This is a genomic window from Allostella sp. (assembly GCF_041913585.1).
In the GTDB taxonomy this organism is placed as follows: domain Bacteria; phylum Pseudomonadota; class Alphaproteobacteria; order ATCC43930; family Allostellaceae; genus Allostella.
The window spans coordinates 1-23208 of the sequence record NZ_JAYSFE010000076.1 but is presented as its reverse complement, the minus strand read 5'-3'; the positions used below and the strand labels follow the sequence as shown (position 1 = coordinate 23208).

General features: G+C 70.4%; 25 protein-coding genes. 22 read left to right on the top strand and 3 right to left on the bottom strand.

What is annotated here, in order from left to right:
• The 6 genes from ACE3Q3_RS15075 to ACE3Q3_RS15050 all read left to right on the top strand — a co-directional run.
• Positions 1-843, top strand: an 843-nt coding sequence (locus tag ACE3Q3_RS15075; RefSeq protein WP_374447434.1) for a branched-chain amino acid ABC transporter permease LivH, incomplete at its 5' end; no start/stop codon positions are given.
• 5 nt (positions 844-848) lie between these two features.
• On the top strand, positions 849-2303 hold the full coding sequence (livM, locus tag ACE3Q3_RS15070; RefSeq protein WP_374447431.1) for a high-affinity branched-chain amino acid ABC transporter permease LivM: 1455 nt from the start codon (positions 849-851) through the stop codon (positions 2301-2303).
• Between the two features lie 29 nt (positions 2304-2332).
• Positions 2333-3142, top strand: coding sequence for an ABC transporter ATP-binding protein (locus ACE3Q3_RS15065; RefSeq protein ID WP_374447441.1), 810 nt, complete (start codon positions 2333-2335; stop codon positions 3140-3142).
• Between the two features lie 3 nt (positions 3143-3145).
• Complete coding sequence (locus ACE3Q3_RS15060; protein ID WP_374447428.1) at positions 3146-3853, top strand: ABC transporter ATP-binding protein; 708 nt, start codon at positions 3146-3148, stop codon at positions 3851-3853.
• 4 nt (positions 3854-3857) lie between these two features.
• Positions 3858-4202 carry a DUF6867 family protein gene (locus ACE3Q3_RS15055; protein WP_374447426.1) on the top strand — a complete coding sequence of 115 codons (345 nt, stop codon included), beginning with the start codon at positions 3858-3860 and terminating at the stop codon, positions 4200-4202.
• 136 nt (positions 4203-4338) lie between these two features.
• The gene (locus ACE3Q3_RS15050) at positions 4339-5463 is read left to right on the top strand and encodes a branched-chain amino acid ABC transporter substrate-binding protein (protein WP_374447423.1); all 1125 of its coding nucleotides are present in this window, start codon (positions 4339-4341) and stop codon (positions 5461-5463) included.
• Positions 5464-5554: 91 nt separating this feature from the next.
• Here ACE3Q3_RS15050 and ACE3Q3_RS15045 read toward each other — a convergent pair whose 3' ends face one another.
• Complete coding sequence (locus ACE3Q3_RS15045) at positions 5555-6001, bottom strand: MucR family transcriptional regulator (protein ID WP_374447420.1); 447 nt, start codon at positions 5999-6001, stop codon at positions 5555-5557.
• 275 nt (positions 6002-6276) lie between these two features.
• Between ACE3Q3_RS15045 and rpiB the strand changes: the two genes are divergently transcribed.
• From rpiB to ACE3Q3_RS14990, 11 genes are all read left to right on the top strand, one after another.
• The gene (gene rpiB, locus ACE3Q3_RS15040) at positions 6277-6726 is read left to right on the top strand and encodes a ribose 5-phosphate isomerase B (RefSeq protein WP_374447418.1); all 450 of its coding nucleotides are present in this window, start codon (positions 6277-6279) and stop codon (positions 6724-6726) included.
• A gap of 31 nt (positions 6727-6757) precedes the next feature.
• On the top strand, positions 6758-8065 hold the full coding sequence (gene glyA / locus ACE3Q3_RS15035) for a serine hydroxymethyltransferase (protein WP_374447415.1): 1308 nt from the start codon (positions 6758-6760) through the stop codon (positions 8063-8065).
• 35 nt (positions 8066-8100) lie between these two features.
• Positions 8101-8559, top strand: coding sequence for a transcriptional regulator NrdR (gene nrdR / locus ACE3Q3_RS15030; RefSeq protein WP_374447413.1), 459 nt, complete (start codon positions 8101-8103; stop codon positions 8557-8559).
• Positions 8560-8593: 34 nt separating this feature from the next.
• Complete coding sequence (gene ribD / locus ACE3Q3_RS15025; protein ID WP_374447411.1) at positions 8594-9679, top strand: bifunctional diaminohydroxyphosphoribosylaminopyrimidine deaminase/5-amino-6-(5-phosphoribosylamino)uracil reductase RibD; 1086 nt, start codon at positions 8594-8596, stop codon at positions 9677-9679.
• A 103-nt stretch (positions 9680-9782) separates the two neighbouring features.
• Entirely contained in the window at positions 9783-10370 is a 588-nt protein-coding gene (locus ACE3Q3_RS15020; RefSeq protein ID WP_374447409.1) for a riboflavin synthase, read from the top strand.
• Positions 10367-11500, top strand: a complete 1134-nt coding sequence (ribB, locus tag ACE3Q3_RS15015; RefSeq protein ID WP_374447437.1) for a 3,4-dihydroxy-2-butanone-4-phosphate synthase — start codon at positions 10367-10369, stop codon at positions 11498-11500. Before ACE3Q3_RS15020 ends, ribB begins: the two co-directional genes overlap by 4 nt.
• Positions 11497-11955 (top strand): 6,7-dimethyl-8-ribityllumazine synthase, encoded by a 459-nt coding sequence (gene ribH / locus ACE3Q3_RS15010; RefSeq protein ID WP_374447406.1) that lies wholly within the window; start codon positions 11497-11499, stop codon positions 11953-11955. The genes ribB and ribH overlap by 4 nt, the downstream gene beginning before the upstream one ends.
• Before the next feature lie 20 nt (positions 11956-11975).
• Positions 11976-12485 carry a transcription antitermination factor NusB gene (gene nusB, locus ACE3Q3_RS15005; RefSeq protein ID WP_374447404.1) on the top strand — a complete coding sequence of 170 codons (510 nt, stop codon included), beginning with the start codon at positions 11976-11978 and terminating at the stop codon, positions 12483-12485.
• Positions 12460-13434 (top strand): thiamine-phosphate kinase, encoded by a 975-nt coding sequence (gene thiL / locus ACE3Q3_RS15000; RefSeq protein WP_374447401.1) that lies wholly within the window; start codon positions 12460-12462, stop codon positions 13432-13434. The genes nusB and thiL overlap by 26 nt, the downstream gene beginning before the upstream one ends.
• Positions 13435-13468: 34 nt before the next feature.
• A complete protein-coding gene (locus tag ACE3Q3_RS14995) occupies positions 13469-14659 on the top strand; it encodes an MFS transporter (RefSeq protein ID WP_374447398.1) in 1191 nt (396 codons plus the stop codon).
• Positions 14660-14808: 149 nt separating this feature from the next.
• Positions 14809-16914: a sodium-translocating pyrophosphatase gene (locus tag ACE3Q3_RS14990; RefSeq protein ID WP_374447395.1), complete on the top strand. Its 2106-nt coding sequence runs from the start codon at positions 14809-14811 to the stop codon at positions 16912-16914.
• Between the two features lie 66 nt (positions 16915-16980).
• Here the strand turns inward: ACE3Q3_RS14990 and ACE3Q3_RS14985 are convergent, their stop codons facing one another.
• Complete coding sequence (locus ACE3Q3_RS14985) at positions 16981-17757, bottom strand: LamB/YcsF family protein (protein ID WP_374447394.1); 777 nt, start codon at positions 17755-17757, stop codon at positions 16981-16983.
• Positions 17758-17958: 201 nt separating this feature from the next.
• Here ACE3Q3_RS14985 and ACE3Q3_RS14980 point away from each other — a divergent pair, with 201 nt between their 5' ends.
• The 5 genes from ACE3Q3_RS14980 to ACE3Q3_RS14960 all read left to right on the top strand — a co-directional run bounded on the left by ACE3Q3_RS14980 (position 17959) and on the right by ACE3Q3_RS14960 (position 22635).
• The gene (locus ACE3Q3_RS14980) at positions 17959-18927 is read left to right on the top strand and encodes a TRAP transporter substrate-binding protein (RefSeq protein ID WP_374447393.1); all 969 of its coding nucleotides are present in this window, start codon (positions 17959-17961) and stop codon (positions 18925-18927) included.
• 87 nt (positions 18928-19014) lie between these two features.
• Complete coding sequence (locus tag ACE3Q3_RS14975) at positions 19015-19566, top strand: TRAP transporter small permease (protein WP_374447391.1); 552 nt, start codon at positions 19015-19017, stop codon at positions 19564-19566.
• Positions 19567-19581: 15 nt separating this feature from the next.
• Positions 19582-20886 carry a TRAP transporter large permease gene (locus ACE3Q3_RS14970; RefSeq protein ID WP_374447388.1) on the top strand — a complete coding sequence of 435 codons (1305 nt, stop codon included), beginning with the start codon at positions 19582-19584 and terminating at the stop codon, positions 20884-20886.
• A complete protein-coding gene (pxpB, locus tag ACE3Q3_RS14965) occupies positions 20883-21614 on the top strand; it encodes a 5-oxoprolinase subunit PxpB (protein WP_374447387.1) in 732 nt (243 codons plus the stop codon). Before ACE3Q3_RS14970 ends, pxpB begins: the two co-directional genes overlap by 4 nt.
• Before the next feature lie 4 nt (positions 21615-21618).
• Entirely contained in the window at positions 21619-22635 is a 1017-nt protein-coding gene (locus tag ACE3Q3_RS14960; protein ID WP_374447383.1) for a biotin-dependent carboxyltransferase family protein, read from the top strand.
• Position 22636: 1 nt separating this feature from the next.
• On the opposite strand, the gene ACE3Q3_RS14955 is transcribed toward ACE3Q3_RS14960, so the two are convergent.
• Positions 22637-23017, bottom strand: a complete 381-nt coding sequence (locus ACE3Q3_RS14955; protein ID WP_374447381.1) for a hypothetical protein — start codon at positions 23015-23017, stop codon at positions 22637-22639.
• Positions 23018-23208: the final 191 nt, after the last annotated feature.

Genomic DNA, 23208 nt, shown 5'->3' with positions numbered 1-23208 from the left:
TACACGATGGTCTACGGCATCATCGGCATGATCAACTTCGCCCATGGCGACGTGTTCATGATCGGCGCCTTCATCGCCATCATCGCCTTCGCGCTGCTGTGGATGGCGGGCGTCGCCTCGATCCCGCTGGCGATTCTGCTCGTCCTCGTGGTGACGATGGTCTTCACCGCCGCCTACGGCTGGGCGGTCGAGCGGATCGCCTACCGGCCGCTGCGCGGCTCCTTCCGCCTGGCGCCGCTGATCTCGGCGATCGGCATGTCGATCTTCCTGCAGAACTACGTCCAGCTCCTTCAGGGGGCCCGGATCAAGCCGCTGCCGCCCCTGATCTCGGGCGGCATCGTGCTGACCGAGGGCGACGGCTTCGCGGTCCAGATCAACTACACCCAGATGATCATCATCGCCGTCACCGTCGCGCTGATGGTCGGCTTCACGCTGCTCATCACCCGCACCGCGCTCGGCCGGGCGCAGCGCGCCTGCGAGCAGGATCGCGGCATGGCCGCGCTGCTCGGCATCGACGTCGACCGCACGATCTCGCTGACCTTCGTCATGGGCGCGGCGCTGGCGGCCGTGGCCGGGCTGATGTTCGCGCTCTACTACGGCGTCGTCGACTTCTTCATCGGCTTCCTCGCCGGCCTCAAGGCCTTCACCGCGGCCGTCCTCGGCGGCATCGGCTCGCTGCCGGGGGCGATGCTGGGCGGCATCCTGATCGGCCTCATCGAGGCTTTCTGGTCGGGCTATTTCAGCGTCGAATACAAGGACGTCGCAGCCTTCGCGGTGCTCGTCCTGGTGCTCATCTTCCGCCCGACCGGCCTGCTCGGCCGGCCCGAAGTCGAGAAGGTCTAGCGCCGATGGCGGTGGCCGACCCGCGCCCGTCGGCGCCCGGCATCCCGTTCGGCGCGCTCCTCGGCGACGCCCTGCTCGCCGCGATCCTGGCGCTCGCCCTGGCCATGCCGCTGATCGGCTTCGAGACGGTCGACGTCTCGGGCGGCGGCCTCGGCCTCAACTACCGTTTCGGGGCGGTCGCGGTCGTCGTCGCGGCGGTGTTCGTCGGCCGCCTCGCGCTCTCCCTGATCGGCCATGGGCTGGCGCTGCCGGTGCTGGTCCTGGCGGCGGTCGGCACCGTGGCCGCCGTCGGCCGTGCGGTCACCGGTGACACGCTGGCCGGCCTGCTCGCCGTCCCGGCGGCGGTGCTGACGATCCGGGCCGGGCTCGTCGTCTGGCGCGGGGCGACGGCCGGGCGCGAGGTGCAGGTCGTCCCCGCCGCGGCGGCCGCCTCGGCCCGGCGGGCGGCGCCGCCGCTCTTCCTGGCGCTGGCGGTGCTCTTTCCCTTCCTTCCCTTCGTCGACCAGCGCCTGCTCGACATCGCGATCCTGGTCCTGACCTACGTCATGCTGGGCTGGGGCCTCAATATCGTGGTCGGCCTTGCCGGGCTGCTCGACCTCGGCTACGTCGCCTTCTACGCGGTCGGCGCCTACACCTTCGGCATCCTCGCCGATGCCGCCGGCTTCACCTTCTGGATGGCGCTGCCGCTCGGCGGGCTGATGGCGGCGCTCTTCGGCATCCTCCTCGGCTTCCCGGTGCTGCGGCTGCGCGGCGACTATCTCGCGATCGTGACGCTGGGCTTCGGCGAGATCATCCGCATCGTGCTGCTGAACTGGTACGAGGTGACGGGCGGGCCGAACGGGATCGCCAGCATCCCGCGGCCGACCTTCTTCGGCCTGCCGTTCCGGGCGTCGCCCGAGGAGGACGAGACCACCTTCGCCGACTTCTTCGGGCTCGAGTTCTCGCCGATCCACCGCGTCATCTTCCTCTACTTCATCATCCTCGCACTGGCGCTGGTGGTGAACGCCTTCACCCGCCGCATCCGGCGCCTGCCGGTCGGCCGCGCCTGGGAGGCCCTGCGCGAGGACGAGATCGCCTGCCGCTCGCTCGGCATCAACCCGACCAACACCAAGCTCTCGGCCTTCGCGATCGGCGCCGGCTTCGCCGGCTTCGCCGGCTGTTTCTTCGCTGCCCGCCAGGGCTTCATCAGCCCCGAGAGCTTCACCTTCATCGAATCCGCCGTGATCCTCGCCATCGTCGTGCTGGGCGGCATGGGCAGCCAGCTCGGCATCGTGCTCGCGGCCTTCGTGCTGATCGGCCTGCCGGAGTTCCTGCGCGAACTCAACCAGTTCCGCATGCTGGCGTTCGGCGCCGGCATGGTCGGCATCATGGTGTGGAAGCCGCTCGGCCTTCTCGCGCACCGCGAGCCGACGATCCGGCTCGGCACGGCGCGCGTCGTCCCGCCCGGAGGCGCCGGGTGACGAGCCTGCTGACGGTCGAGCATCTGACGATGCGCTTCGGCGGCCTGACCGCGATCGACGACCTGTCCTTCTCGGCCGAGGCCAACGCCATCACCGCCATCATCGGCCCGAACGGCGCCGGCAAGACCACCGTCTTCAACTGCCTGACCGGCTTCTACAAGCCGACCGTGGGCCGGCTGACGCTGACGCATCCGCAGGGCACCTACCTTCTGGAACAGCTCGACGGCCACCGGATCGCCAAGGAGGCGCGCGTCGCCCGGACCTTCCAGAACATCCGCCTGTTCCAGCGCATGACGGTGCTGGAGAACCTGATGGTCGCCCAGCACAACCCGCTGATGCGCGCGTCCGGATTCTCGCTGCTCGGCCTCCTCGGGCATCCGGCCTATGCCCGCGCCGAGCGCGAGGCGGTGGAGTTCGCCCGCCACTGGCTCGAGCGCACCCGCCTCTCCGACGTCGCCGACTGGGACGCGGGGAACCTGCCCTACGGCGCCCAGCGGCGGCTGGAGATCGCGCGGGCCATGTGCACCCGCCCGGTGCTGCTCTGCCTCGACGAGCCGGCGGCCGGCCTCAACCCGCGCGAATCGGCCGAACTCAACCGGCTCCTGCGCTCCATCCGCGACGAGGACGGCTGCGGCGTGCTGCTCATCGAGCACGACATGAGCGTCGTCATGGAGATTTCCGACCACGTCGTCGTGCTCGACTACGGGCGCCGCATCGCCGACGGGCCGCCGGCCGCAGTGCGCAGCGACCCGGCCGTGATCCGCGCCTATCTCGGCGAGGACGACGACGAGTCGCTGCCGCCGGAGGTCGCGGCCGACCTGGCGGCGGAGCAGGGCTGAGTCATGCTGTCGATCCAGGGCCTGCGCACCTTCTACGGGCATATCGAGGCGCTGAAGGGCGTCGACCTCGAGGTCCAGCAGGGCGAGATCGTGACGATGATCGGCGCCAACGGTGCCGGCAAGTCGACCCTGCTGATGTCGCTGTGCGGCAACCCGCGCGCCCGCCACGGCCGGGTGATCTTCGAGGGCCGAGACATCACCGCGCTGCCGACCTTCGAGATCGTCCGGCTCGGCATCGCCCAGTCGCCCGAGGGGCGGCGGATCTTCCCGCGCATGAGCGTGCTGGAGAACCTCCAGATCGGGGCGACCACGGCGCCCCAGCATTTCGCCGACGGCCTCGCCCGCGTCTTCCGGCTCTTCCCGCGGCTGGAGGAGCGCAGCCAGCAGCGCGCCGGCACGCTCTCGGGCGGGGAGCAGCAGATGCTGGCGATCGGCCGGGCACTGATGAGCCGGCCGCGTCTGCTGCTGCTGGACGAGCCCTCGCTCGGCCTGGCGCCGATGGTGGTCAAGCAGATCTTCCAGGTCATCCGGGACATCAATGCCCAGGAAGGCACCACGATCTTTCTGGTCGAGCAGAACGCCTACCATGCGCTGCGCCTCGCCCATCGCGGCTACGTCCTCGTCAACGGCCGCATCACCATGAGCGGGTCCGGCCAGGAGCTGCTGGCGAACCGGGAAGTCCGGGCGGCCTATCTCGAAGGCGGGCATTGAGGCGATGGAATCCCTGCTCGGCACCAGCCTGCCGGTCTTCGTCGGCCTCACCCTGATCCTCTTCGGCGGTGCCGCCTGGATGACCGGGCAGGCGGTCGCCAGCACCTGGCGCCCATGGTGGCAGACGGTGCCCTACTCCTTCCTGCTCGGCGTCGGCGACCGCTTTCTCACCTTCGCGCTGTTCGGCGGCGAATTGCTGTCGCCGCTCGGCTATCTCGTGCATTCGCTGGTGCTGCTGGCGATCGCGAGCCTTGCCCATCGCGCCATGCGCGTGCATCGGATGGTCACGCAGTACCCCTGGCTGTATGAGCGGGCAGGCCTGCTGTCATGGCGCGCGCGCGCGGGGTGACCGCTCGCGCGAAGACTGTCGATCGCTTAGGATCGGCGGCAACGAGCGGCGCTCCCGACGCGGTGCGCGTCGGCGCCGGCGGTGGGGCGACGCGCCATTCGTCGCTCCGGGGCAACCACCATTGGGAGCGAATACTATGCGCAGAGTGACAGGCTTCGTCGCAGCCGCCGCGGTGGCGGTGGGGTTCGCCGGGGCGGCGGCGGGCCAGGACATCGTCATCGCCTCCGTGGGACCGATGACGGGCCAGTACGCCGCCTTCGGCGAGCAGTTGCGCCGGGGCGCCGAAATGGCGGTCGAGAACATCAACGCCAAGGGCGGCGTCCTCGGGCGCAAGCTGAAGCTCGAGATCGGCGACGACGCCTGCGACCCCAAGCAGGCGGTCGCGGTCGCCAACCAGCTCGCCTCCAAGAAGGTGGCGCTGGTCGCCGGGCATTTCTGCTCGTCCTCGTCGATCCCCGCCTCGGCGGTCTACAACGAAAACGGCATCCTGCAGATCACGCCCGCCTCGACCAATCCGGCGCTGACCGAGGACGCGGCCAAGAAGGGCTGGAAGAACGTCTTCCGCACCTGCGGCCGTGACGATGCGCAGGGCCTCGTCGCCGGCAAGTTCCTGGCGACGAAGTACAAGGGCAAGGGCGTCGCGATCCTTCACGACAAGTCGGCCTACGGCAAGGGACTGGCCGACGAGACCAAGAAGGCGATGAACGCCGCCGGTCACAAGGAAGCGATGTACGAGGCGATCACCCAGGGCGACAAGGACTTCACCGCGCTCATCAGCAAGATGAAGGCGGCCAAGGTCGAGGTCATCTATCTTGGCGGCTACCACACCGAGGCCGGACTGCTCGTCCGCCAGGCGCGCGAGCAGGGCTTCGGCGCCCAGCTTATCTCGGGCGACGCGCTGGTCACGGACGAGTTCTGGAAGATCACCGGCAAGGCGGGCGAGGGCACCCGCATGACCTTCGCCCCCGATCCGCGCAAGGTCCCCGACGCCAAGGACGTCGTCGCCCAGTTCAAGGCGAAGAACTACGACCCCGAGGGCTACACGCTCTACACCTATGCCGCGATCCAGGTGTGGGCCGAGGCGGCCAACAAGGCGAAGTCGATCAAGACGGCCGATGTCGCCAAGCAGCTCCGCACCGGCAAGTACAAGACCGTGATCGGCACGCTCGAGTTCAACAGCAAGGGCGACGTCGTCAATCCGCTCTACGTCTTCTACGACTGGAAGGACGGCAAGTACGAGGCGATCGGCTCCGGCATGTGATCCGGACCCGGTCCGGAAACACGAACGGCCCGGCGGGTGACCGCCGGGCCGTTCTCGTTGGCGCGGCGCGGCTGGCGCCGGCGCCGACCGACTACTTCTTGCCGCGGCGACCGGTGCTGCGACCGCCGGTCCGGCCGAGGCCGATCTTCTTGGCGAAGTCCGACCGCTGCGCGGCATAATTCGGCGCCACCATCGGATAGTCGGGCGCCAGACCCCACTTTGCCCGGTATTCCTCGGGCGTCATGTTGTAGGTCGTGCGCAGGTGGCGCTTCAGCATCTTCAGCTTCTTGCCGTCCTCCAGGCAGATCAGGTAGTCGGGATTGACCGACTTCTTGACCGGTACGGCGGGCTTCAGCGGCTCGGCCTTCGCTTCGGGCGCCGCGCCGTCGAGCGCCTTGAGCGAGGTGTAGACGGCACCGATGACGTCCGAGATCTGCGTCGCCGGCAGTTCGTTGTTGCTGACATAGGCGGCGACGACCTCGGTCGTCATCCGCAGCAGTTCCTCATGCTGGTCGCTGCTCATGCGCTCTTCATCCATTGAGAAAACCCCGATAGTCCAGATCAAGAAGACCGGAAACTGGCATGCACGGATATTGGAAGTCAATGCTCGGACTTCCAGAGTAACGACAGTGGCGACCGCAACCGGCGCAGAATCGGCGGTTTCATCTCTTGGCACGGGTGGCGACCGCAATCTTCGGCGGTCGCGCGTGCGACCGGGACTCGCGGTCGCCCCGCCTGCAAAGGCTGGGGGGCGTGTGGCAGCCGGCGCCGACATATGGTAATGGACGGGTCGGATTTTCGGGAACCGCAACGATGAGCGCCGCGCCGCAGACGCCGGAAGTGATCGCCTTGGCTTCGGACCATGCCGGAGCGCAACTCAAGGCCATTCTGGCCGCCGAACTGGAACGCCTCGGTTTCCAGCCGCTCGACCTCGGCACCGCGCCGGGCGCGCCGGTCGACTATCCCGACATGGCCGAGCATCTCGCGGCCACGCTGGCGACCGGCACCTGCCGGCGCGGGGTGCTGGTCTGCGGCAGCGGGATCGGCATCTCGATCGCCGCCAACCGCCATCGCCACGTCCGTGCGGCACTTTGTCACGACGTGACCGGTGCCCGGCTGTGTCGCGAGCACAACGACGCCAATGTCCTCGTTCTCGGCGAGCGGACGACCGGTGCCGAGGTTGCGCGGGACTGTCTGGCGACCTTCCTTTCGACCGACTTCGCGGGCGGGCGCCACGGTCCGCGCGTCGCCAAGCTCGGTTGATCCTCCGACAGCAGAAAGCGGATTTCCCGAAATGGATTCGACCCAGCCCGCCCCGGGCGTCAGCGACGGATTCTTCACCGCGGGGCTGGCCGACGCCGACCCCGAGCTCCTCGGCGGCATCCAGGGCGAGCTGCGCCGCCAACGCTCCGAGATCGAGCTGATCGCGTCCGAGAACATCGTCTCGCGCGCGGTGCTCGAGGCGCAGGGTTCGGTGCTCACCAACAAGTATGCGGAGGGCTATCCCGGCCGCCGCTACTATGGCGGGTGCGAGTATGTCGACGTCGCCGAGGAACTGGCGATCGACCGCGCCAAGCGGCTCTTCGCCTGCAACTTCGCCAACGTGCAGCCGCATTCCGGCGCCCAGGCCAACCAGGCGGTGTTCCTGGCGCTGCTGAAGCCGGGCGACACCATTCTCGGCATGACGCTGGCGGCCGGCGGGCACCTGACGCACGGGGCGCCGCCGAACCTGTCGGGCAAGTGGTTCCATGCGGTCGGCTATGGCGTCCGTCGCGAGGACGCCCGGATCGACTACGACGAGGTCGAGCGTCTGGCCCGGGAGCACCGGCCGAAGCTCATCATCGCCGGCGGCTCGGCCTATCCCAGGATCATCGATTTCGCCCGCTTCCGGGCGATCGCCGACGAGGTCGGCGCCTACCTCATGGTCGACATGGCGCATTTCGCCGGCCTCGTCGCCGGCGGCGCGCATCCGAGCCCGCTGCCGCACGCCCATGTCGTGACCACCACGACGCACAAGACGCTGCGCGGGCCGCGCGGCGGCATGGTGCTGTCGATGGACGAGGAGATCGGCAAGAAGATCAACAGCGCCGTCTTCCCCGGCCTCCAGGGCGGCCCGCTGATGCATGTCATCGCCGCCAAGGCAGTGGCCTTCGGCGAGGCGCTGCGGCCGTCCTTCGCCGCCTATGCCAGGGCGGTCGTCGACAATGCCCGGGTGCTGGCCGACAGCCTGACGAAGCGGGGGCTGGCGATCGTCTCCGGCGGCACCGACACCCACCTCATGCTGGTCGACCTGCGGCCCAAGGGCACCACCGGCCGCGATGCGGAGAAGGCCCTGGAGCGCGCCTTCATCACCTGCAACAAGAACGGCATCCCGTTCGACCCGGAAAAGCCGATGGTGACGTCCGGGGTGCGGCTCGGCACGCCGGCCTGCACCACCCGCGGCTTCGGCCCGGCGGAATTCGCGCGCGTCGGCGACCTGATCGGCGACGTGCTCGAGGAACTGTCGAAGGGCCGCGAGGCGAACGGCGCGGCGGAGGCGGCGGTCCGCGCCGAGGTCGAGGCGCTGACGGCACGGTTCCCGATCTATCCAGGGCTCGCCTGACCAACGGGCGGGACGCTTTCCAGGGGGGAAGAGCGATGCGATGCCCGTTCTGCGGGTCGGACGACACGCAGGTCAAGGACAGCCGGCCGACCGAGGACAAGGCCGCCATCCGGCGCCGGCGGTCCTGTCCCAACTGCGGTGCCCGCTTCACGACGTTCGAGCGGGTGCAGCTCCGCGAACTGACGATCGTCAAGAAGACGGGGGCCCGTCAGCCGTTCGACCGCGACAAGCTCGCGCGCTCGATCTACATCGCGCTGCGCAAGCGGCCGGTCGAGCCGGACCGCATCGAACGCGTCATCAACGGCATCGTGCGGCGCCTGGAGAGCGCCGGGGAGAGCGAGATCCCGTCGGACATGGTCGGCCAGTACGTCATGGAAGCCCTGTCCCAGCTCGATCCGGTCGCCTATGTCCGCTTCGCCTCGGTCTACCGCAACTTCCGCGAGGCCAAGGATTTCGAGGATTTCGTTGGCCGCCTCGGCGCCGACCCGGACTAGGGCGGCGCCGCTGCTTCCCGACGATGTCCGCCACATGCGGGGCGCGCTCGCGCTGGCGGAGCGCAATCTCGGCCGGGTCTGGCCGAACCCGTCGGCGGGCTGCATCGTCGTCCGCGGGGGCGAGGTGGTCGGCCGCGGCTGGACGCAGCCGGGCGGACGGCCGCACGCCGAGGTCGAGGCCCTGGCCCGCGCCGGCGAGGCGGCGCGGGGGGCCACCGTCTATGTCTCGCTGGAGCCCTGCTGCCACTGGGGGCGGACCCCGCCCTGCACCGACGCGCTGACGGCGGCGGGCGTCGCCCGCGTCGTCTATGCCGTCGACGATCCCGACCCGCGGGTCCAGGGCAAGGGCGCCGCGCGGCTGCGGGCGGCGGGCGTCGCGGTCACCGCGGGCGTGCTCGCCGACGAGGCCGAGGCGCTCAACGAGGGCTTCTTCCGGCGGCTCCGCGACGGCCGGCCGATGGTGACGCTGAAGATGGCGACCAGCCTCGACGGCCGGATCGCCACCCACACCGGCGCCAGCCGCTGGATCACCGGGCCGCTCGCCCGCGAGCGCGCGCACCTGATGCGGGCGCGGCACGACGCCGTCATGGTCGGGATCGGCACCGCCGTCGCCGACGACCCGCTGCTCACCTGCCGCCTGCCGGGACTGGAGGATCGCCAGCCGGTCCGCATCGTGGTCGACGGGCGGCTGCGGCTGCCGCTGACCTCCCGGCTGGTGCGCGGCGCGGGCGCGGCCCCGGTCTGGCTGGTGACGCTGCCCGACGCCGACCCCGTGCGCGCCCGGACCTACGAGGAGTGCGGGGTGACCGTGATCCGCGTCGAGCCGCGCGAGCCGGGGACGATCGACATGGCCGATGCGCTGGCGGCGCTGGGCAGCCGCGGCCTGACGCGGGTGCTGGTCGAAGGCGGCGGCCGCCTGGCGGCGACGCTGCTCCGCGACGATCTCGTCGACCATCTCGCCTGGTTCCGCGCGCCGGCCATCATCGGCGGCGACGGGGTGGCGGCTGCCGTCGCCTTCGGGATCGACGAGCCGGACGCCGCGCCGCGCTTCGTGCGCGGCGAGATCGTCGAGCTCGGCGACGATCTGCTCGAGCACTACCGCCGCCGCGAGCGCGATTGACGTCCGGGGGGCCGAGGGCTTAGACCCCGGCCTTGCCGTCGACGGCGCGAACCGGCGGCGACGGGGCCCCGGCCGGGCCCGCGGAAATTCGGAAAGCGAAGGCATGTTCACCGGCATCACCGTCGACCGCGGGCGCGTCGCCGCCGTGGAGTCGCGGGGCGACACCTACCTGACGATCGAGACCAGGCTCGAGCCGCGCGACCTCGCCGAAGGTGCCTCCGTCGCGTGCAGCGGGTGCTGCCTGACGGTGATCGCGGCGGGGCCCGGCTGGTTCCGGGTCTCGGCCTCGGCGGAGACGCTGGCCTGCACCACGCTCGGCCGCTGGCAGGTCGGCACCGAGATCAACCTCGAGCCGGCGCTCCGCCTCGGCGACACGCTCGGCGGCCATATCGTCTCCGGCCATGTCGACGGGCTGGCGACGCTGATCGAGGCGCGGCCGGAAGGGGACAGCGTGCGCATGCTGTTCGAGGTGCCGGCGGCGCTGGCGCGCTTCGTCGCCCCCAAGGGCTCGGTGGCGCTCGACGGCGTGTCGCTGACGGTCAACCGGGTTGACGGTCCGCGGTTCGGCGTGAACATCATCCCGCACACCCTGGCGGCGACCACGCTCGGCCGGGTCGGGCCGGGCGACGTCCTGAATTTCGAGATCGACACGATCGCGCGATACGTCGCACGCCTCATGGGAAAGGACTGAGCGTGAGCTTCACCGAGGTGCAGTCGCCGATCGAACAGATCATCGAGGAGGCGCGCAACGGCCGCATGTTCATCCTCGTCGACGACGAGGATCGCGAGAACGAGGGCGACCTCGTGATCCCGGCCCAGATGGCGACCCCGGAAGCGATCAATTTCATGGCCAAGCACGGCCGCGGCCTGATCTGCCTCGCGCTGACGCGCCGCCGGGTCCAGGAACTCGGCCTGCCGCTGATGCCGCAGCAGAACGCCTCCCGGCTGTCGACCGCCTTCACCGTCTCGATCGAGGCCAAGGAAGGGGTGACGACGGGCATCTCGGCGCCGGACCGCGCCCGCACCATCGCCGTCGCCATCGACCCGACCCGCGGCGCGGGCGACATCGTGACGCCCGGCCACATCTTCCCCCTGGTGGCGCGGGAGGGCGGCGTCCTCGTCCGCACCGGCCATACCGAGGCGGCGGTCGACATCTCGCGGCTCGCCGGCCTCAACCCGTCGGGCGTGATCTGCGAGATCATGAACGACGACGGCACCATGGCCCGCCGTGCCGACCTCATCGCCTTCGCCCAGCTGCACGGGCTGAAGATCGCGACCATCGCCGACCTGATCGCCTATCGCCGCCGCCACGACCGGATCGTCGAGCGGGCGGTCGAGGCGACGCTGGAGAGCCGGTTCGGCGGCCCGTTCCGCATGTGCGTCTACGTCAACAAGGTCGCCTACGCCGAACATATCGCGCTGGTGAAGGGCGACCTTTCGGCGCCCGGTCCGGTGCTGGTGCGGATGCACGCGCTGAACGTGCTGGACGACGTGCTGGGCGACGTGGCGAGCGGCCGCGGCGGCGAGCTCGAGCATTCGATGCGCGAGATCGGGCGGGAAGGGCGGGGCGTCGTCGTCCTCATCCGCGACCCGCTGCCGACCAGCCTGACCGATCGCGTGCGCGCCCGCGTCCGCGGCGAGCCGGTGATGGGCAGCGAGCTGCGCGACTACGGCGTCGGCGCCCAGATCCTGCTCGACCTCGGCGTGCGCGAACTGATCCTGCTGTCGAACCGGCCGAAGACCCTGATCGGGATCGAGGGGTACGGACTGACCGTCGTCGAGCAGCGTGCCATCCCCGTCGCAGCGGACTCCCCGACATGAAGGCGCCCCATATTCTCATCGTCGAAGCCCGCTTCTACGAGGACCTGGCCGACGAACTCGTGCGCGGCGCCGCCGAGCGCCTGACGGCGGCCGGCTGCACCTTCGAGCGGGTGGCGGTACCCGGCGCCTTCGAGATCCCGGCCGCGATCGCCATGTTCGACCGCGCCGGCCGCACCGTGCAGGGCGCCACCCGCTTCGACGGCTACGTCGCGCTCGGCTGCGTCATCCGCGGCGAGACCACCCACTACGACTATGTCTGCGGGGAAAGCGCGCGCGGTCTCCAGGACCTCGCGGTGCGCGAGGGCCTCGCCGTCGGCTACGGCATCCTGACGGTCGAGAACGGCGCCCAGGCCTGGGCCCGCGCCCGCGTCGGCGAGAAGAACAAGGGCGGCGACGCGGCCGCCGCCTGCCTCGCCATGGTCGACCTGAAGCACAAGCTGGGGCTGGCCTCGTGAGCGAACCTGCGAGCGAACCCGTGTCCGGCAGCACCATCGCCGGCCGCCGGGCGGCGCGGCTCGCGGCGGTGCAGGCCCTCTACCAGATGGAGTTCACCGGCGCCTCGGCGCGCCAGGCGATCGGCGAGTTCGTCCGCCATCGCCTCACCGACGGCGGCGTCGCCGGCGAGGAGGCCGACGAGCCGGCGCTGGAGGCACCCGACCGGCTGCTCTTCGCCGCCATCGTCGAGGGCGTCCGGGCGCGCTCGGACGAACTGGATACGATGATCGCCTCGGCGCTGTCGGGGGACTGGAAGGTCGAGCGGATGGAGGTGCTGCTGCGCGCCATCCTCAGGGCCGGCGCCTTCGAGCTCTTCGCCCGGCCCGAGACGCCGCCCGCCATCATCATCAACGACTATGTCGACGTCGCCCACGCCTTCTTCGCCCAGAAGGAGCCGGGGCTGGTGAACGCCGTGCTCGACCGGCTCGGCCGGGCGCTGCGGCCGGAGATGGAGGAGGGGCGGCGTGCCGGAACCGGCGCCGCTCGGTGAGTTCGAGCGCATCCGGCGCTTCTATCGCCCGCTCGCCAGCCGCACGCCGGGCGCCCTCGACCTCACCGACGATGCGGCCCTCCTGTCGCCCGCGCCGGGCCATGTGCTGGTGGTGACCGCCGACGCGCTGATCGAGGACGTGCATTTCCGCGCCGCCGATCCGCCGGACCTGGTTGCCCGCAAGATGCTGCGGGTCAACCTCTCCGACATCGCGGCGATGGGCGCCCGGGCGCTCGGCTACGTCATGACCACGGCGCTGCCGCGCCGCTGCGGCGAAGACTGGCTCGAGCGCTTCGCCGCCGGCCTCGCCGCCGACCAGGAAGAGTTCTCGGTCGGTCTCTTCGGCGGTGATTCGGTCGCGACTCCGGGACCGATCGCCCTGTCGCTGACCGCCTTCGGCGAGGTGCCGCTCGGTCAGGCGATCCGGCGCAACGGCGCCCGCCCCGGGGACGGGGTCTATGTCACCGGAACCGTCGGCGATGGCGCGCTCGGCCTGCTGGCATTGGATGGGCGCCTGCCGCCGGGGATCGGTGCTGCCGACCTCGCCTTTCTCGGCGACCGCTATCTCCTGCCCAGGCCGCGGGTCGCGGTCGGCCCGGTGCTGCGCGGCGTCGCCAGTGCCATGCTCGACGTGTCGGACGGGCTCGTGGCCGATCTCGGCCATATCGCCGAGACCTCGGGCGTGGGGGCGGAGATCGAGCGCGACCGCGTGCCGGTGTCCCCGGCCGGCCGTGCCGCGCTCGACCGCGATCCCGGCCTGTGGTCGGCGGTGCTGGGCGGCGGCGACGACTACGAACTGCTGTTCACGGCCCCGGGCCCGGTGCCGGAGACCGTGGCCGGCGTGCCGGTGCGGCAGATCGGCCGGGTGGTGGCGGGCGCAGGCGTCCGCGTGCTAGACGAGCAGGGTCGATCGCTGTCGGTGGCCGGCGCGGGCTACCGGCACTTCTGACGCGGTTCCCACCTCCGCGGAATACCCGGACCCGATGTCTGCCCCCGTTCCGTTCGCCGCCAAGGCGAACGTGGCCCTGCTTGCGCTGTGCCAGGCGCTGTCGATGACCGCGACCAACGTCATCATGGTGGTGACGGGGCTGGTCGGGCTGTCGCTCGCCGACGACAAGTCGCTGGCGACCGTGCCGCTCGGACTGCAGTTCACGGCGATGATGCTGTCGACTTTGCCGTCGGCCTTCCTGATGAAGCGGTTCGGCCGCCGCGCCGGGTTCACGGCCGGATCGGCGACCGGGGTGGTCGGGGCGGCGATCGCGACCTGGGCCATTCTCCATGCGTCCTTCTGGGGCTTTGCCGCCGGCAGCTTCGTCATCGGCTTCGCCAACGGCGTGGCCCAACTCTACCGCTTCGCCGCCGCCGACGCCTCGCCGGAACGGTTCCGCAGCCGGGCGATCTCGCTGGTGATGGCGGGCGGTATCGTCTCGGCCTCGTTCGGGCCGGAGTTCGCCAAGTGGTCCCGCGACCTGTTGGCGCCGGTCGTCTATGCCGGCTGCTTCCTGGTGGTGGCCGGGCTCCACATGGCCGCGATCGTGGTGCAGCGCTTCCTCACCATCCCGGCCCCGACCCGCGCCGAGCGCCAGGACCAGGGCCGGCCGCTGTCGCAGATCGTGCGACAGCCCACCTTCGTGGTCGCGGTGCTGGGCGGCATGGTCGGCTATGCCGTGATGTCGCTGGTGATGACCTCGACGCCGATCGCCATGGCGGCGTGCAGCCTGCCGTTCGAGGATTCGGCCTTCGTCATCCAGTGGCATGCGCTCGGCATGTATGTGCCGGCCTTCTTCACCGGCCATCTGATCCTGCGATTCGGCGTCATCAATGTCATGCTCGCCGGCATCGCGCTCAACGTCGCCTGCATCGCGATCAACCTCGCCGGCGTCGACCTCATGAACTTCTGGACCGGCCTGCTGCTGCTCGGCGTCGGCTGGAACTTCGTCTTCGTCGGCGCCACCACGCTGCTGACCCGCACGCACACCCCGGCCGAGCGCGCCAAGGTCCAGTCGCTCAACGATTTCCTGGTCTTCGGGCTGGTCACGGTGGCGTCCTTCTCCTCGGGCGCGCTGCTCCAGAACCTCGGCTGGGCCGCGGTCAATATCGGCGTCGCGCCGCTCCTCCTGGCGGTCCTGGCGGCGGTCCTGTGGCTGCGTGCGCGGCAGCCGGCCCTCGCCTAGAAAAAGCCGCCAAATCGCCGCGTGTTGCGCGGAATTGGGCGTTCTGGCATAACCCGCGCCGCTCTTGGGAGGCCGTGCCGCGCCGGGAGGCTTGGCGCGCGCGTACGGCCGACGGACCCGTCCGGGTCTCACGAAAGAAGGAACCGGCAATGACAGCGGCCTACTGGTTCACGCTCGCCTGCGGCGTGCTGGCGCTCATCTACGGGCTCTATGCCAGCCGCCTCGTTCTCGCGGCGAGCCCCGGCAACAAGCGGATGCAGGAGATCGCCGCGGCGATCCAGGAAGGGGCACAGGCCTACCTGAACCGGCAGTACCGCACGATCGGCATCGTCGGGATCGCCGTCTGCATCGTTCTCGGCATCTTCCTCGGACTGCACGTCGCGATCGGCTTCATCATCGGCGCGGTGCTCTCGGGCGCGGCCGGCTATGTCGGCATGAACGTGTCGGTGCGCGCCAACGTCCGCACCGCCGAGGCCGCGCGCAAGGGCCTGCAGCCGGCGCTCGACGTCGCCTTCCGCGCCGGCGCCATCACCGGCCTGCTGGTGGTCGGCCTCGGGCTGCTCGGCGTCGCCGGCTACTACGGCATCCTGCTCGCCTGGAAGGGCGCGGCCGACGACGCCAGCCTGCGCGCCGTCCTGGAGGCGCTGGTCGCCCTCAGCTTCGGCGCCTCGCTGATCTCGATCTTCGCCCGTCTCGGCGGCGGCATCTTCACCAAGGGGGCCGACGTCGGCGCCGATCTCGTCGGCAAGGTCGAGGCCGGCATTCCCGAGGACGACCCGCGCAATCCCGCCGTCATCGCCGACAATGTCGGCGACAATGTCGGCGACTGCGCCGGCATGGCCGCGGACCTCTTCGAGACCTACGCGGTGACGATCGTCGCCACCATGCTGCTCGGCGCCATCTTCTTCGCGGACGCCGCGCAGAAGGCCGTCATGATGATGTATCCGCTCGCCATCTGCGGCGCCTGCATCATCGCGTCGGTCATCGGCACCTTCTTCGCCAAGCTCGGCGCCAGCGGCAACATCATGGGCGCGCTCTACCGCTCGCTCATCGTCTCCGCCGTCATCTCCTTCGTCGTCATCGTCGCGGTGACGGCCTGGATGGTCGGGCTGAACGCGCCGCTCGCCCTGTCGTCCGGCACGATCACCGGCATGAGCCTGATCTGGTGCGTCGTCATCGGCCTCGCCGTGACCGGCCTCCTGGTCTGGATCACCGAGTACTACACCTCGACCGCCTACCGGCCGGTGCGCAGCGTCGCCAAGTCGTCGGTGACCGGCCACGGGACCAACGTCATCCAGGGCCTCGCGGTCTCGATGGAGGCGACGGCCCTGCCGGTGCTGGTGATCTGCGGCGGCATCATCGCCGCCTACCTGATCGCCGGCATCTTCGGCATCGGCATCGCCGCCACCACCATGCTGGCGCTGGCCGGCGTCATCGTCGCGCTCGACGCCTACGGCCCGGTCACCGACAACGCGGGCGGCATCGCCGAGATGTCCGACCTGCCCAAGGACGTCCGCAAGACGACCGACGCGCTCGACGCGGTCGGTAACACCACCAAGGCGGTGACCAAGGGCTACGCGATCGGCTCGGCGGCGCTCGCCTCGCTGGTGCTGTTCGCCGCCTACATCGAGGACATGCGCCACTACTTCCCGAACATCAACGTCACCTTCAACCTGCAGGACCCCTACGTCGTCGTCGGCCTCTTCGTCGGCGGCATGCTGCCCTTCCTGTTCGGCGCCATGGGCATGACCGCCGTCGGCCGCGCCGCCGGCGCGGTCGTGGTCGAGGTCCGCCGCCAGTTCAAGGAGATCCCGGGCATCATGGCCGGCAAGGCGAAGCCGGACTACGGCGCGGCGGTCGACATGCTGACCAAGGCGGCGATCAAGGAGATGATCATCCCGTCGCTGCTGCCGGTGGCGGCGCCGATCATCCTCTTCATCGTCATCGCGGCGATCGGCGGCAAGGTCGCGGGCTTCGCGGCGCTCGGCGCGATGCTGCTCGGCACCATCGTCACCGGCCTCTTCGTCGCCATCTCGATGACCTCGGGCGGCGGTGCCTGGGACAATGCGAAGAAGTTCATCGAGGAGGGCAACTACGGCGGCAAGGGGTCCGACGCCCACAAGGCGGCGGTCACCGGCGACACCGTCGGCGACCCCTACAAGGACACGGCCGGCCCGGCCGTCAACCCGATGATCAAGATCACCAACATCGTCGCGATCCTGCTCCTGGCCATCCTGGCGAAGGTCATGGGCTGACGCGCGAACGCCGGCGTCGGCGAACGGGCCCCGGGGGAAACCCCGGGGCTCGTTCCGTTTCGGCCCTCAGCCGATGAACTGGCTGAGCGGGCGCACGGCGATGCCCGCCTCGTCGAGACGGCGGCGGAGCAGTTGCGCCATGGCGACGGCGCCGGCGGTGTCGCTGTGGACCGAGATGGTGTCGATGGCGACCGGGATGCGCTTGCCGCCGACGCTGCGGATGGCACCGTCGGCGAGGAAGTCGAGGACGCGCCGGGCGCTCTCCTCGGCGTCGTGCAGGACGGCGCCGGGCAGCCCCCGCGACACGAGGTTGGCGTCGTCGTCGTAGGCGCGGTCGGCGAAGATCTCGCGCGCGACCGGGAGGCCGGCGCGTTCGCCGGCGCGCTCCAGTTCGGTGTTCGGCATCGCCATCAGGATGAGGCGGCGGTCGACGGCGCGGACGGCGCGGGCGATGGCGTCGGCCATCGCCTGATCGACGCAGGCCATGTTCGACATCGCCCCGTGCGGCTTGACATGGGTGACCCGGTGGCCCGCGACCTGGGCCATCGCCTGGAGGGCGCCCAGCTGGTAGACGATCGACTTCTCGAGGTCGCTCGGGCGCTCGCCGACGATGCGCCGGCGGCCGAACCCCCAGAGATCGAAGAAGCCCGGGTGGGCGCCGACATCGACTCCGTTGGCGAGCGCCGTCGTCACCGTCTCGTGCATGACCAGCGGATCGCCGCCATGGAAGCCGCAGGCGACGTTGGCCGAGGTCACGATCGACAGCATCGCCGCATCGTCGCCCATGCGGTAGGCGCCGAAGCCTTCGCCCATGTCGGAATTGATGTCGACCGTCTTGCCCATGGCGTGAAATCCCCGGTTGTGTCGCCTGAGCTATCGGTGCCTGGGTCCCGCCGGTCAAGACGGCTGTCTTGCAGTGCAGCGACGGGCCTTGACCCTGGATCGGCGCCACGCGAACAATGCGCCAGCAGGGGCGCGCGGCAACAAGGTTCGACAGGAACCGGCCCGTCGGCACGCTTCATGTTCAGGCGAGGGGAGACGAAGATGCGGAAAATTCTGACGGTGGCGGCCGTGGGGGCGGTGATGACGGCCGGCGCGGCGGCGGCCCAGACCAAGTGGAACATGCCGACGGCCTATCCGGACAGCAACTACCACACCCAGAACGTCCGCTGGTTCGCCGAAGAGGTGAAGAAGGCGACCGGCGGCAAGCTCGAGATCGTCGTCCATTCCGGCGCCTCGCTCTTCAAGATGCCGGAGATCAAGCGGGCGGTGCAGACGGGCCAGGTGCCGATCGGCGAGATCCTGCTGTCGGCCTACGGCAACGAGGACCCGGTGCTGGAAGTCGACGGGCTGCCCTTCCTGGCCGCCGGCTACGACGCTGCCTGGAAGCTCTACCAGGCGCAGCGGCCGGTCCTGCAGGGCAACCTGAAGAAGCAGGGCATGCTGATGCTGTTCTCGGTCGCCTGGCCGGGACAGGGGGTCTATTCCAAGAACCCGATCAACGCGCTCTCGGACTTCAAGGGCGTCAAGTTCCGGGCCTACAACGCGGTCACGGCGCGCCTCGCCGAACTGATCGGCGCCCAGCCGGCGACGGTGCAGCAGGCCGAGGTGCCGCAGGCCTTCTCCGCCGGCGTCATCAGCGCGATGATCACTTCGGGCGCGACCGGGGTCGACACCAAGGCGTGGGAGTTCTCCAAGTACTTCTACGAGACCGAGGCGATGCATCCGCGCAACGGCGTACTCGTGAACGAGCGGGCGTTCCGCCGCCTGTCCGAGGAGCAGCAGCGCGTGCTCCTCAACGTTGCCGAACTGGCCGAGAAGCGCGGCTGGGAACTGATGCAGAAGGTCTCCGACGACACCAAGGTGACGCTGGCCAAGAATGGCATGACCGTGTCCCCGCCGCCGGCGGCCCTCCAGGCCGAGTACCAGAAGGTCGGCGCGGCGCTCGTCGCCGAGTGGGAGAAGAAGGCGGGCGCCGCCGGCGCCGGCATCATCAAGGCGTACCGCCAGTAAGGGCGGAAATCGCCCGGGCCGGCTCCGCGAGGGGCCGGCCCGGTTCGATTCGTGCAGGTGGTGCCCGGGCGCTTGGCGGAGGGGCGGATGCGGCGATTTCTGGACGGCCTCTACTGGGCGGGCGGCGCGCTCGGCTGCGTCTTCATGGTCGGCATCGCGTCGACGATCATGGCCCAGATCGTCGGCCGGCTCGTCGGCTTCCAGGTTCCTTCGGCCGACGACATCTCCGGCTATTTCATGGGCGCCTCGACCTTCTTCGCGCTGGCCTACGCGCTGCGGCGCGGCGGCCATATCCGGGTCGAACTGATGCTCCAGCAGCTCGGCCCGGGGACCCGCCGGGCGTTCGAGCTCTGGTGCCTCGCCGCCGCCACCGCGATGAGCGGCTACGCCGCCTGGTGGTGCTGCTTCCTGACCTGGGAATCCTACACGCTGGGCGACGTGTCGCCCGGCATCGTGGCGATCCCGCTCTGGCTGCCGCAGCTGTCGATGAGCGCCGGGCTGATCCTGCTCACCGTCGCCTTCCTCGACGACCTGCTCACGGTCCTGTCGGGCGGCCGCGCCTCCTTCGAGACCGCCGATTCGACGCTGCTCGAATCCGATCAGCTCGGCGATGCCGCCGTCGCCCGCAACCCCAACTGAGGAAAGGCTGCGGCCGTGGACCTGATCGGGGTAGCCTTCCTCCTCATCCTCATCCTCTTCGTCCTTCTGGGCAGCGGCATCTGGGTGGCCCTGTCGCTGCTCGGGGCGGCGCTCGTCGCCATGGAGTTCTTCGCCGGCACCGAGACCGGCACGGTGATGGCGACCAAGTTCTGGGATTCGACCACCGGCTGGACGCTGACGGCGTTGCCGCTCTTCATCTGGATGGGCGAAATCCTGTTCCGCACCCGCCTGTCGGAGGACATGTTCGAGGGGCTGGCGCCGTGGATGGCGCGGCTCCCCGGGCGGCTCCTGCACGTGAACATCATCGGCTGCGGCATCTTCGCCGCGGTGTCCGGCTCGTCGGCGGCGACCGCGGCGACGATCGGCAAGATGTCGCTGCCGGAACTGAACCGGCGCGGCTACGACCAGGGGATGGCGATCGGGACCCTGGCGGGGTCGGGGACGCTGGGGCTGATGATCCCGCCCTCGATCATCATGATCGTCTACGGCGTCGCCGCCGACGTCTCGATCGGCAAGCTGTTCATCGCCGGCGTCCTGCCCGGGATCATGCTGGTGCTGCTGTTCATGGGCTACGTGATGATCTGGGCGAAGCTTCACCCGGCCCGGGTGCCGCCGGCCGATTTCGACTACAGCTTCGCCCAGCGCCTCTGGGCGTCGCGCCGGCTGATCCCCGTGGTGCTGCTGATCGCCGCCGTCATCGGCTCGATCTACGGCGGCGTCGCGACGCCGACCGAGGCGGCGGCGCTGGGGGTCGTCGGCGCGCTCGTGCTCTCCGCGCTGACGGGCACGTTGACCCGCAAGAGCTTCGGCGAGAGCCTGATGGGCGCCACCATCACCTCCTGCATGATCGCCTTCATCCTGGCCGGTGCGGCGGTGCTGACCATCGCCATGGGGTTCACCGGCATCCCGCGCGCGCTCGCCGGGGCCATCGGCGAGCTCGGCCTCAGTCCCTGGATGCTGCTGCTGGCGCTGACCCTCGTCTATATCGTGCTCGGCTGCTTTCTCGACGGCATCTCCATGGTCGTCCTGACGACCTCCGTCGTGCTGCCGATGGTCCAGGCGGCGAACATCGACCTGCTGTGGTTCGGGATCTATATCGTGCTCGTCGTCGAGATGGCGCAGATCACGCCCCCCGTCGGCTTCAACCTCTTCGTGCTGCAGGGCCTGACCGGCAAGAACATCTTCCGCATCGCCGCCGACACGATGCCGTTCTTCCTGCTGCTGGTCGTGGCGGTGGTCATCCTGTGGTTCTTCCCGGAGGTCGCGACCTGGCTGCCGGACCAGATGATCCAGCGGTGACGGCCGAGCCGGAGACCGGCCTCGGGGCGCCGCGCGTCCTGCCGGCCGGCGACGCGGCGCTGACGGTCGAACTGGGCGACACGGTCGATCCGGTCGTCAACCGGCGGGTCCTGGAATTCGACCGGCGGCTGCGCGCGGCGGCGCTGCCGGGCGTGCGCGAGAGCGTGCCGACCTACCGTTCGCTGTTCGTCCAGTACGATCCGGGCGCGGTGGACTTCGCCGGACTGGCGGCGGCGCTGCTGCGCCTGGTGCCGCCCGGCGACGTGCCGGTCGAAGGGCGGCGATGGATCTTCCCGGTCTGCTACGGCGGCGAGCATGGCATCGACCTGGAGCATGTCGCCGAACGCCACGGGCTGACCCCGGAGCGGGTGGTGGAACTGCATCTCGCGGCCGAATACCGCGTCTACATGATCGGCTTCGCCCCCGGATTCGCCTACATGGGCGGTCTGCCGGAGGCGCTGCACACGCCCCGCCGCCCGAGCCCCCGGCTGCGCATCCCCGCCAACTCGGTCGCGATCGGCGGCGTTCAGGCGGGCATCACCTCGATTCCCATCCCGAGCGGCTGGCATCTCCTGGGACGCACGCCGGCCCGCATGTTCGACCTCGCGCGGGGCGACGACGCCTTTCTGCTGGCGGCGGGCGACATCGTCCGGTTCGAACGCATCGACGCCGCGACCTTTGCGGCGCTCGAGACGGACCCGGGGCCGGTCGCGCGCCGGATCGACTGAGAACATGGGGCTGCTCCACGTCCGGGACCCCGGGTTGCTGGCGACGGTACAGGACGCCGGCCGCTACGGCTGGCAGCGCTTCGGCGTCGTCGTCGCCGGGGCGATGGATCTGCTCGCCTATCGGATCGCCAACGTGCTGGTCGGCAATCCGCCGGACGCGGCGGCGATCGAGTTCACCCTGACCGGCGGACGCTGGGAGATCGAGGGCGAGCCGCGGCGCGTCGCCGTCACCGGTGCGGCCTTCCTGGCGGCGGTCGACGGGCGGCCGGTTCCAGCCTGGCGCTCGTTCCTGCTGCGGCCCGGCCAGGTGCTGACGATCGGCCGCGCCGAGGACGGGCTGCGCGGCTATCTGGCGGTTGCGGGCGGCGTCGACGTGGCGCCGGTGCTGGGCAGCCGGTCGACCCATGTCCGGTCCGGCATCGGCGGCTGGCAGGGCCGCGCGCTGCGACCGGACGACGCGCTGCCGCTCGGCGCGGCCGCGGCCGGGGCGGAACTGGAATTGCCGGAGGCCGTGCGCTGGCCCCGTCCGTCACGCCTGCGCGTCGTGCTCGGACCGCAGGCCGGGCATTTCGGCCGCGATGCGATCGCCACCCTCGCCACGGACGCGTTCCTGGTCACTGCCGACGCCGACCGGATGGGCTATCGGCTGTCCGGGCCGACGCTGCGCCATGCCGGCAGCGACAACATCGTCTCCGACGGCATCGCGCTCGGCAGCATCCAGGTGCCGGCGAGCGGCCACCCGATCGTCCTTCTGGCCGACCGCCAGCCGACCGGCGGCTATCCGAAGATCGCGACGATCGTGACGCCCGACATCGGCACCATCGCCCAGGTCGGCCCGGGTGCCTCCCTGCGCTTCGAGATCGTGGAACTCGACGCCGCGCGGAGGCTGCGGCTGGCCTGGGACGCGCACATCGCGGCCCTGCCGGGCCTGCTGCGCCCGGCCGAAACGGGCGACCCGCTCGACAGCGCCCGCCTGCTCGGCCTCAATCTCGTCGGCGGGGTGACCGCCGGCGAGTGTTAGGTCAGATGCGGCCGCGCCGCATCGAGCGGAACTCGCCGACCCGGCGCATCCCTTCCTCGATCTCGGCCCGGCTCATGGTCGGGCCGATCGAATCGATGGCTTCGGCGGCGGTGCGGTCGCCCTTGGCGGCGGCGATCGACAGCCACTTGTAGGCCTCGGCCTTGTCGACCGGGACGCCGGTGCCCTCGGCATAGGCGGAGCCGACGCGATACTGGGCCCGCGTCATGCCGCTCTGGGCGAGCGGCATCCAGTGGCTGAGGGCGCAGCCGAAGTCGTTGATCTCGTAGCAGCGCAGCCCGGACCCATAGTCCTGGGCGGACGCCGCGGCGGGCGCGGCGAGGGCGATCGCCGAGGCGAGGAGGGCGATGGAACGCATCCGCATGGCGGGCTCCTGTCTTCTCTATTGCGCGGCCATCGGCCGGGGACGCCCCATCTCGGCGAGGCGCCGCTGCAGCCGGGCCAGGAGGTTGTCGAGCTCCGCCCGGTCCGTCGCGTCCAGCGCCGGGCCGGGGGAGCGCGTCCTGGCGGTCGCGATAACGCCGTTGCGGCGAAGCAGTTCCTTGCGGATCGCCA

Bases quoted from the DNA above. Each gene is read 5' to 3' on its own strand.
- ACE3Q3_RS14955 (WP_374447381.1), bottom strand. From the start codon at position 23,017: ATGCGGATGCGTTCCATCGCCCTCCTCGCCTCGGCGATCGCCCTCGCC.
- ACE3Q3_RS15065 (WP_374447441.1), top strand. From the start codon at position 2,333: ATGCGCTTCGGCGGCCTGACCGCGATCGACGACCTGTCCTTCTCGGCC.
- ribD (WP_374447411.1), top strand. From the start codon at position 8,594: ATGCGGGGCGCGCTCGCGCTGGCGGAGCGCAATCTCGGCCGGGTCTGG.
- ACE3Q3_RS15045 (WP_374447420.1), bottom strand. From the start codon at position 6,001: ATGGATGAAGAGCGCATGAGCAGCGACCAGCATGAGGAACTGCTGCGG.
- ribH (WP_374447406.1), top strand. From the start codon at position 11,497: ATGAAGGCGCCCCATATTCTCATCGTCGAAGCCCGCTTCTACGAGGAC.
- ACE3Q3_RS15060 (WP_374447428.1), top strand. From the start codon at position 3,146: ATGCTGTCGATCCAGGGCCTGCGCACCTTCTACGGGCATATCGAGGCG.
- nrdR (WP_374447413.1), top strand. From the start codon at position 8,101: ATGCGATGCCCGTTCTGCGGGTCGGACGACACGCAGGTCAAGGACAGC.
- ACE3Q3_RS14995 (WP_374447398.1), top strand. From the start codon at position 13,469: ATGTCTGCCCCCGTTCCGTTCGCCGCCAAGGCGAACGTGGCCCTGCTT.
- ACE3Q3_RS15055 (WP_374447426.1), top strand. From the start codon at position 3,858: ATGGAATCCCTGCTCGGCACCAGCCTGCCGGTCTTCGTCGGCCTCACC.
- ACE3Q3_RS15050 (WP_374447423.1), top strand. From the start codon at position 4,339: ATGCGCAGAGTGACAGGCTTCGTCGCAGCCGCCGCGGTGGCGGTGGGG.
- glyA (WP_374447415.1), top strand. From the start codon at position 6,758: ATGGATTCGACCCAGCCCGCCCCGGGCGTCAGCGACGGATTCTTCACC.
- ACE3Q3_RS15020 (WP_374447409.1), top strand. From the start codon at position 9,783: ATGTTCACCGGCATCACCGTCGACCGCGGGCGCGTCGCCGCCGTGGAG.
- ACE3Q3_RS14990 (WP_374447395.1), top strand. From the start codon at position 14,809: ATGACAGCGGCCTACTGGTTCACGCTCGCCTGCGGCGTGCTGGCGCTC.
- livM (WP_374447431.1), top strand. From the start codon at position 849: ATGGCGGTGGCCGACCCGCGCCCGTCGGCGCCCGGCATCCCGTTCGGC.
- ACE3Q3_RS14980 (WP_374447393.1), top strand. From the start codon at position 17,959: ATGCGGAAAATTCTGACGGTGGCGGCCGTGGGGGCGGTGATGACGGCC.
- rpiB (WP_374447418.1), top strand. From the start codon at position 6,277: ATGAGCGCCGCGCCGCAGACGCCGGAAGTGATCGCCTTGGCTTCGGAC.
- ACE3Q3_RS14985 (WP_374447394.1), bottom strand. From the start codon at position 17,757: ATGGGCAAGACGGTCGACATCAATTCCGACATGGGCGAAGGCTTCGGC.
- ACE3Q3_RS14975 (WP_374447391.1), top strand. From the start codon at position 19,015: ATGCGGCGATTTCTGGACGGCCTCTACTGGGCGGGCGGCGCGCTCGGC.
- ACE3Q3_RS14960 (WP_374447383.1), top strand. From the start codon at position 21,619: ATGGGGCTGCTCCACGTCCGGGACCCCGGGTTGCTGGCGACGGTACAG.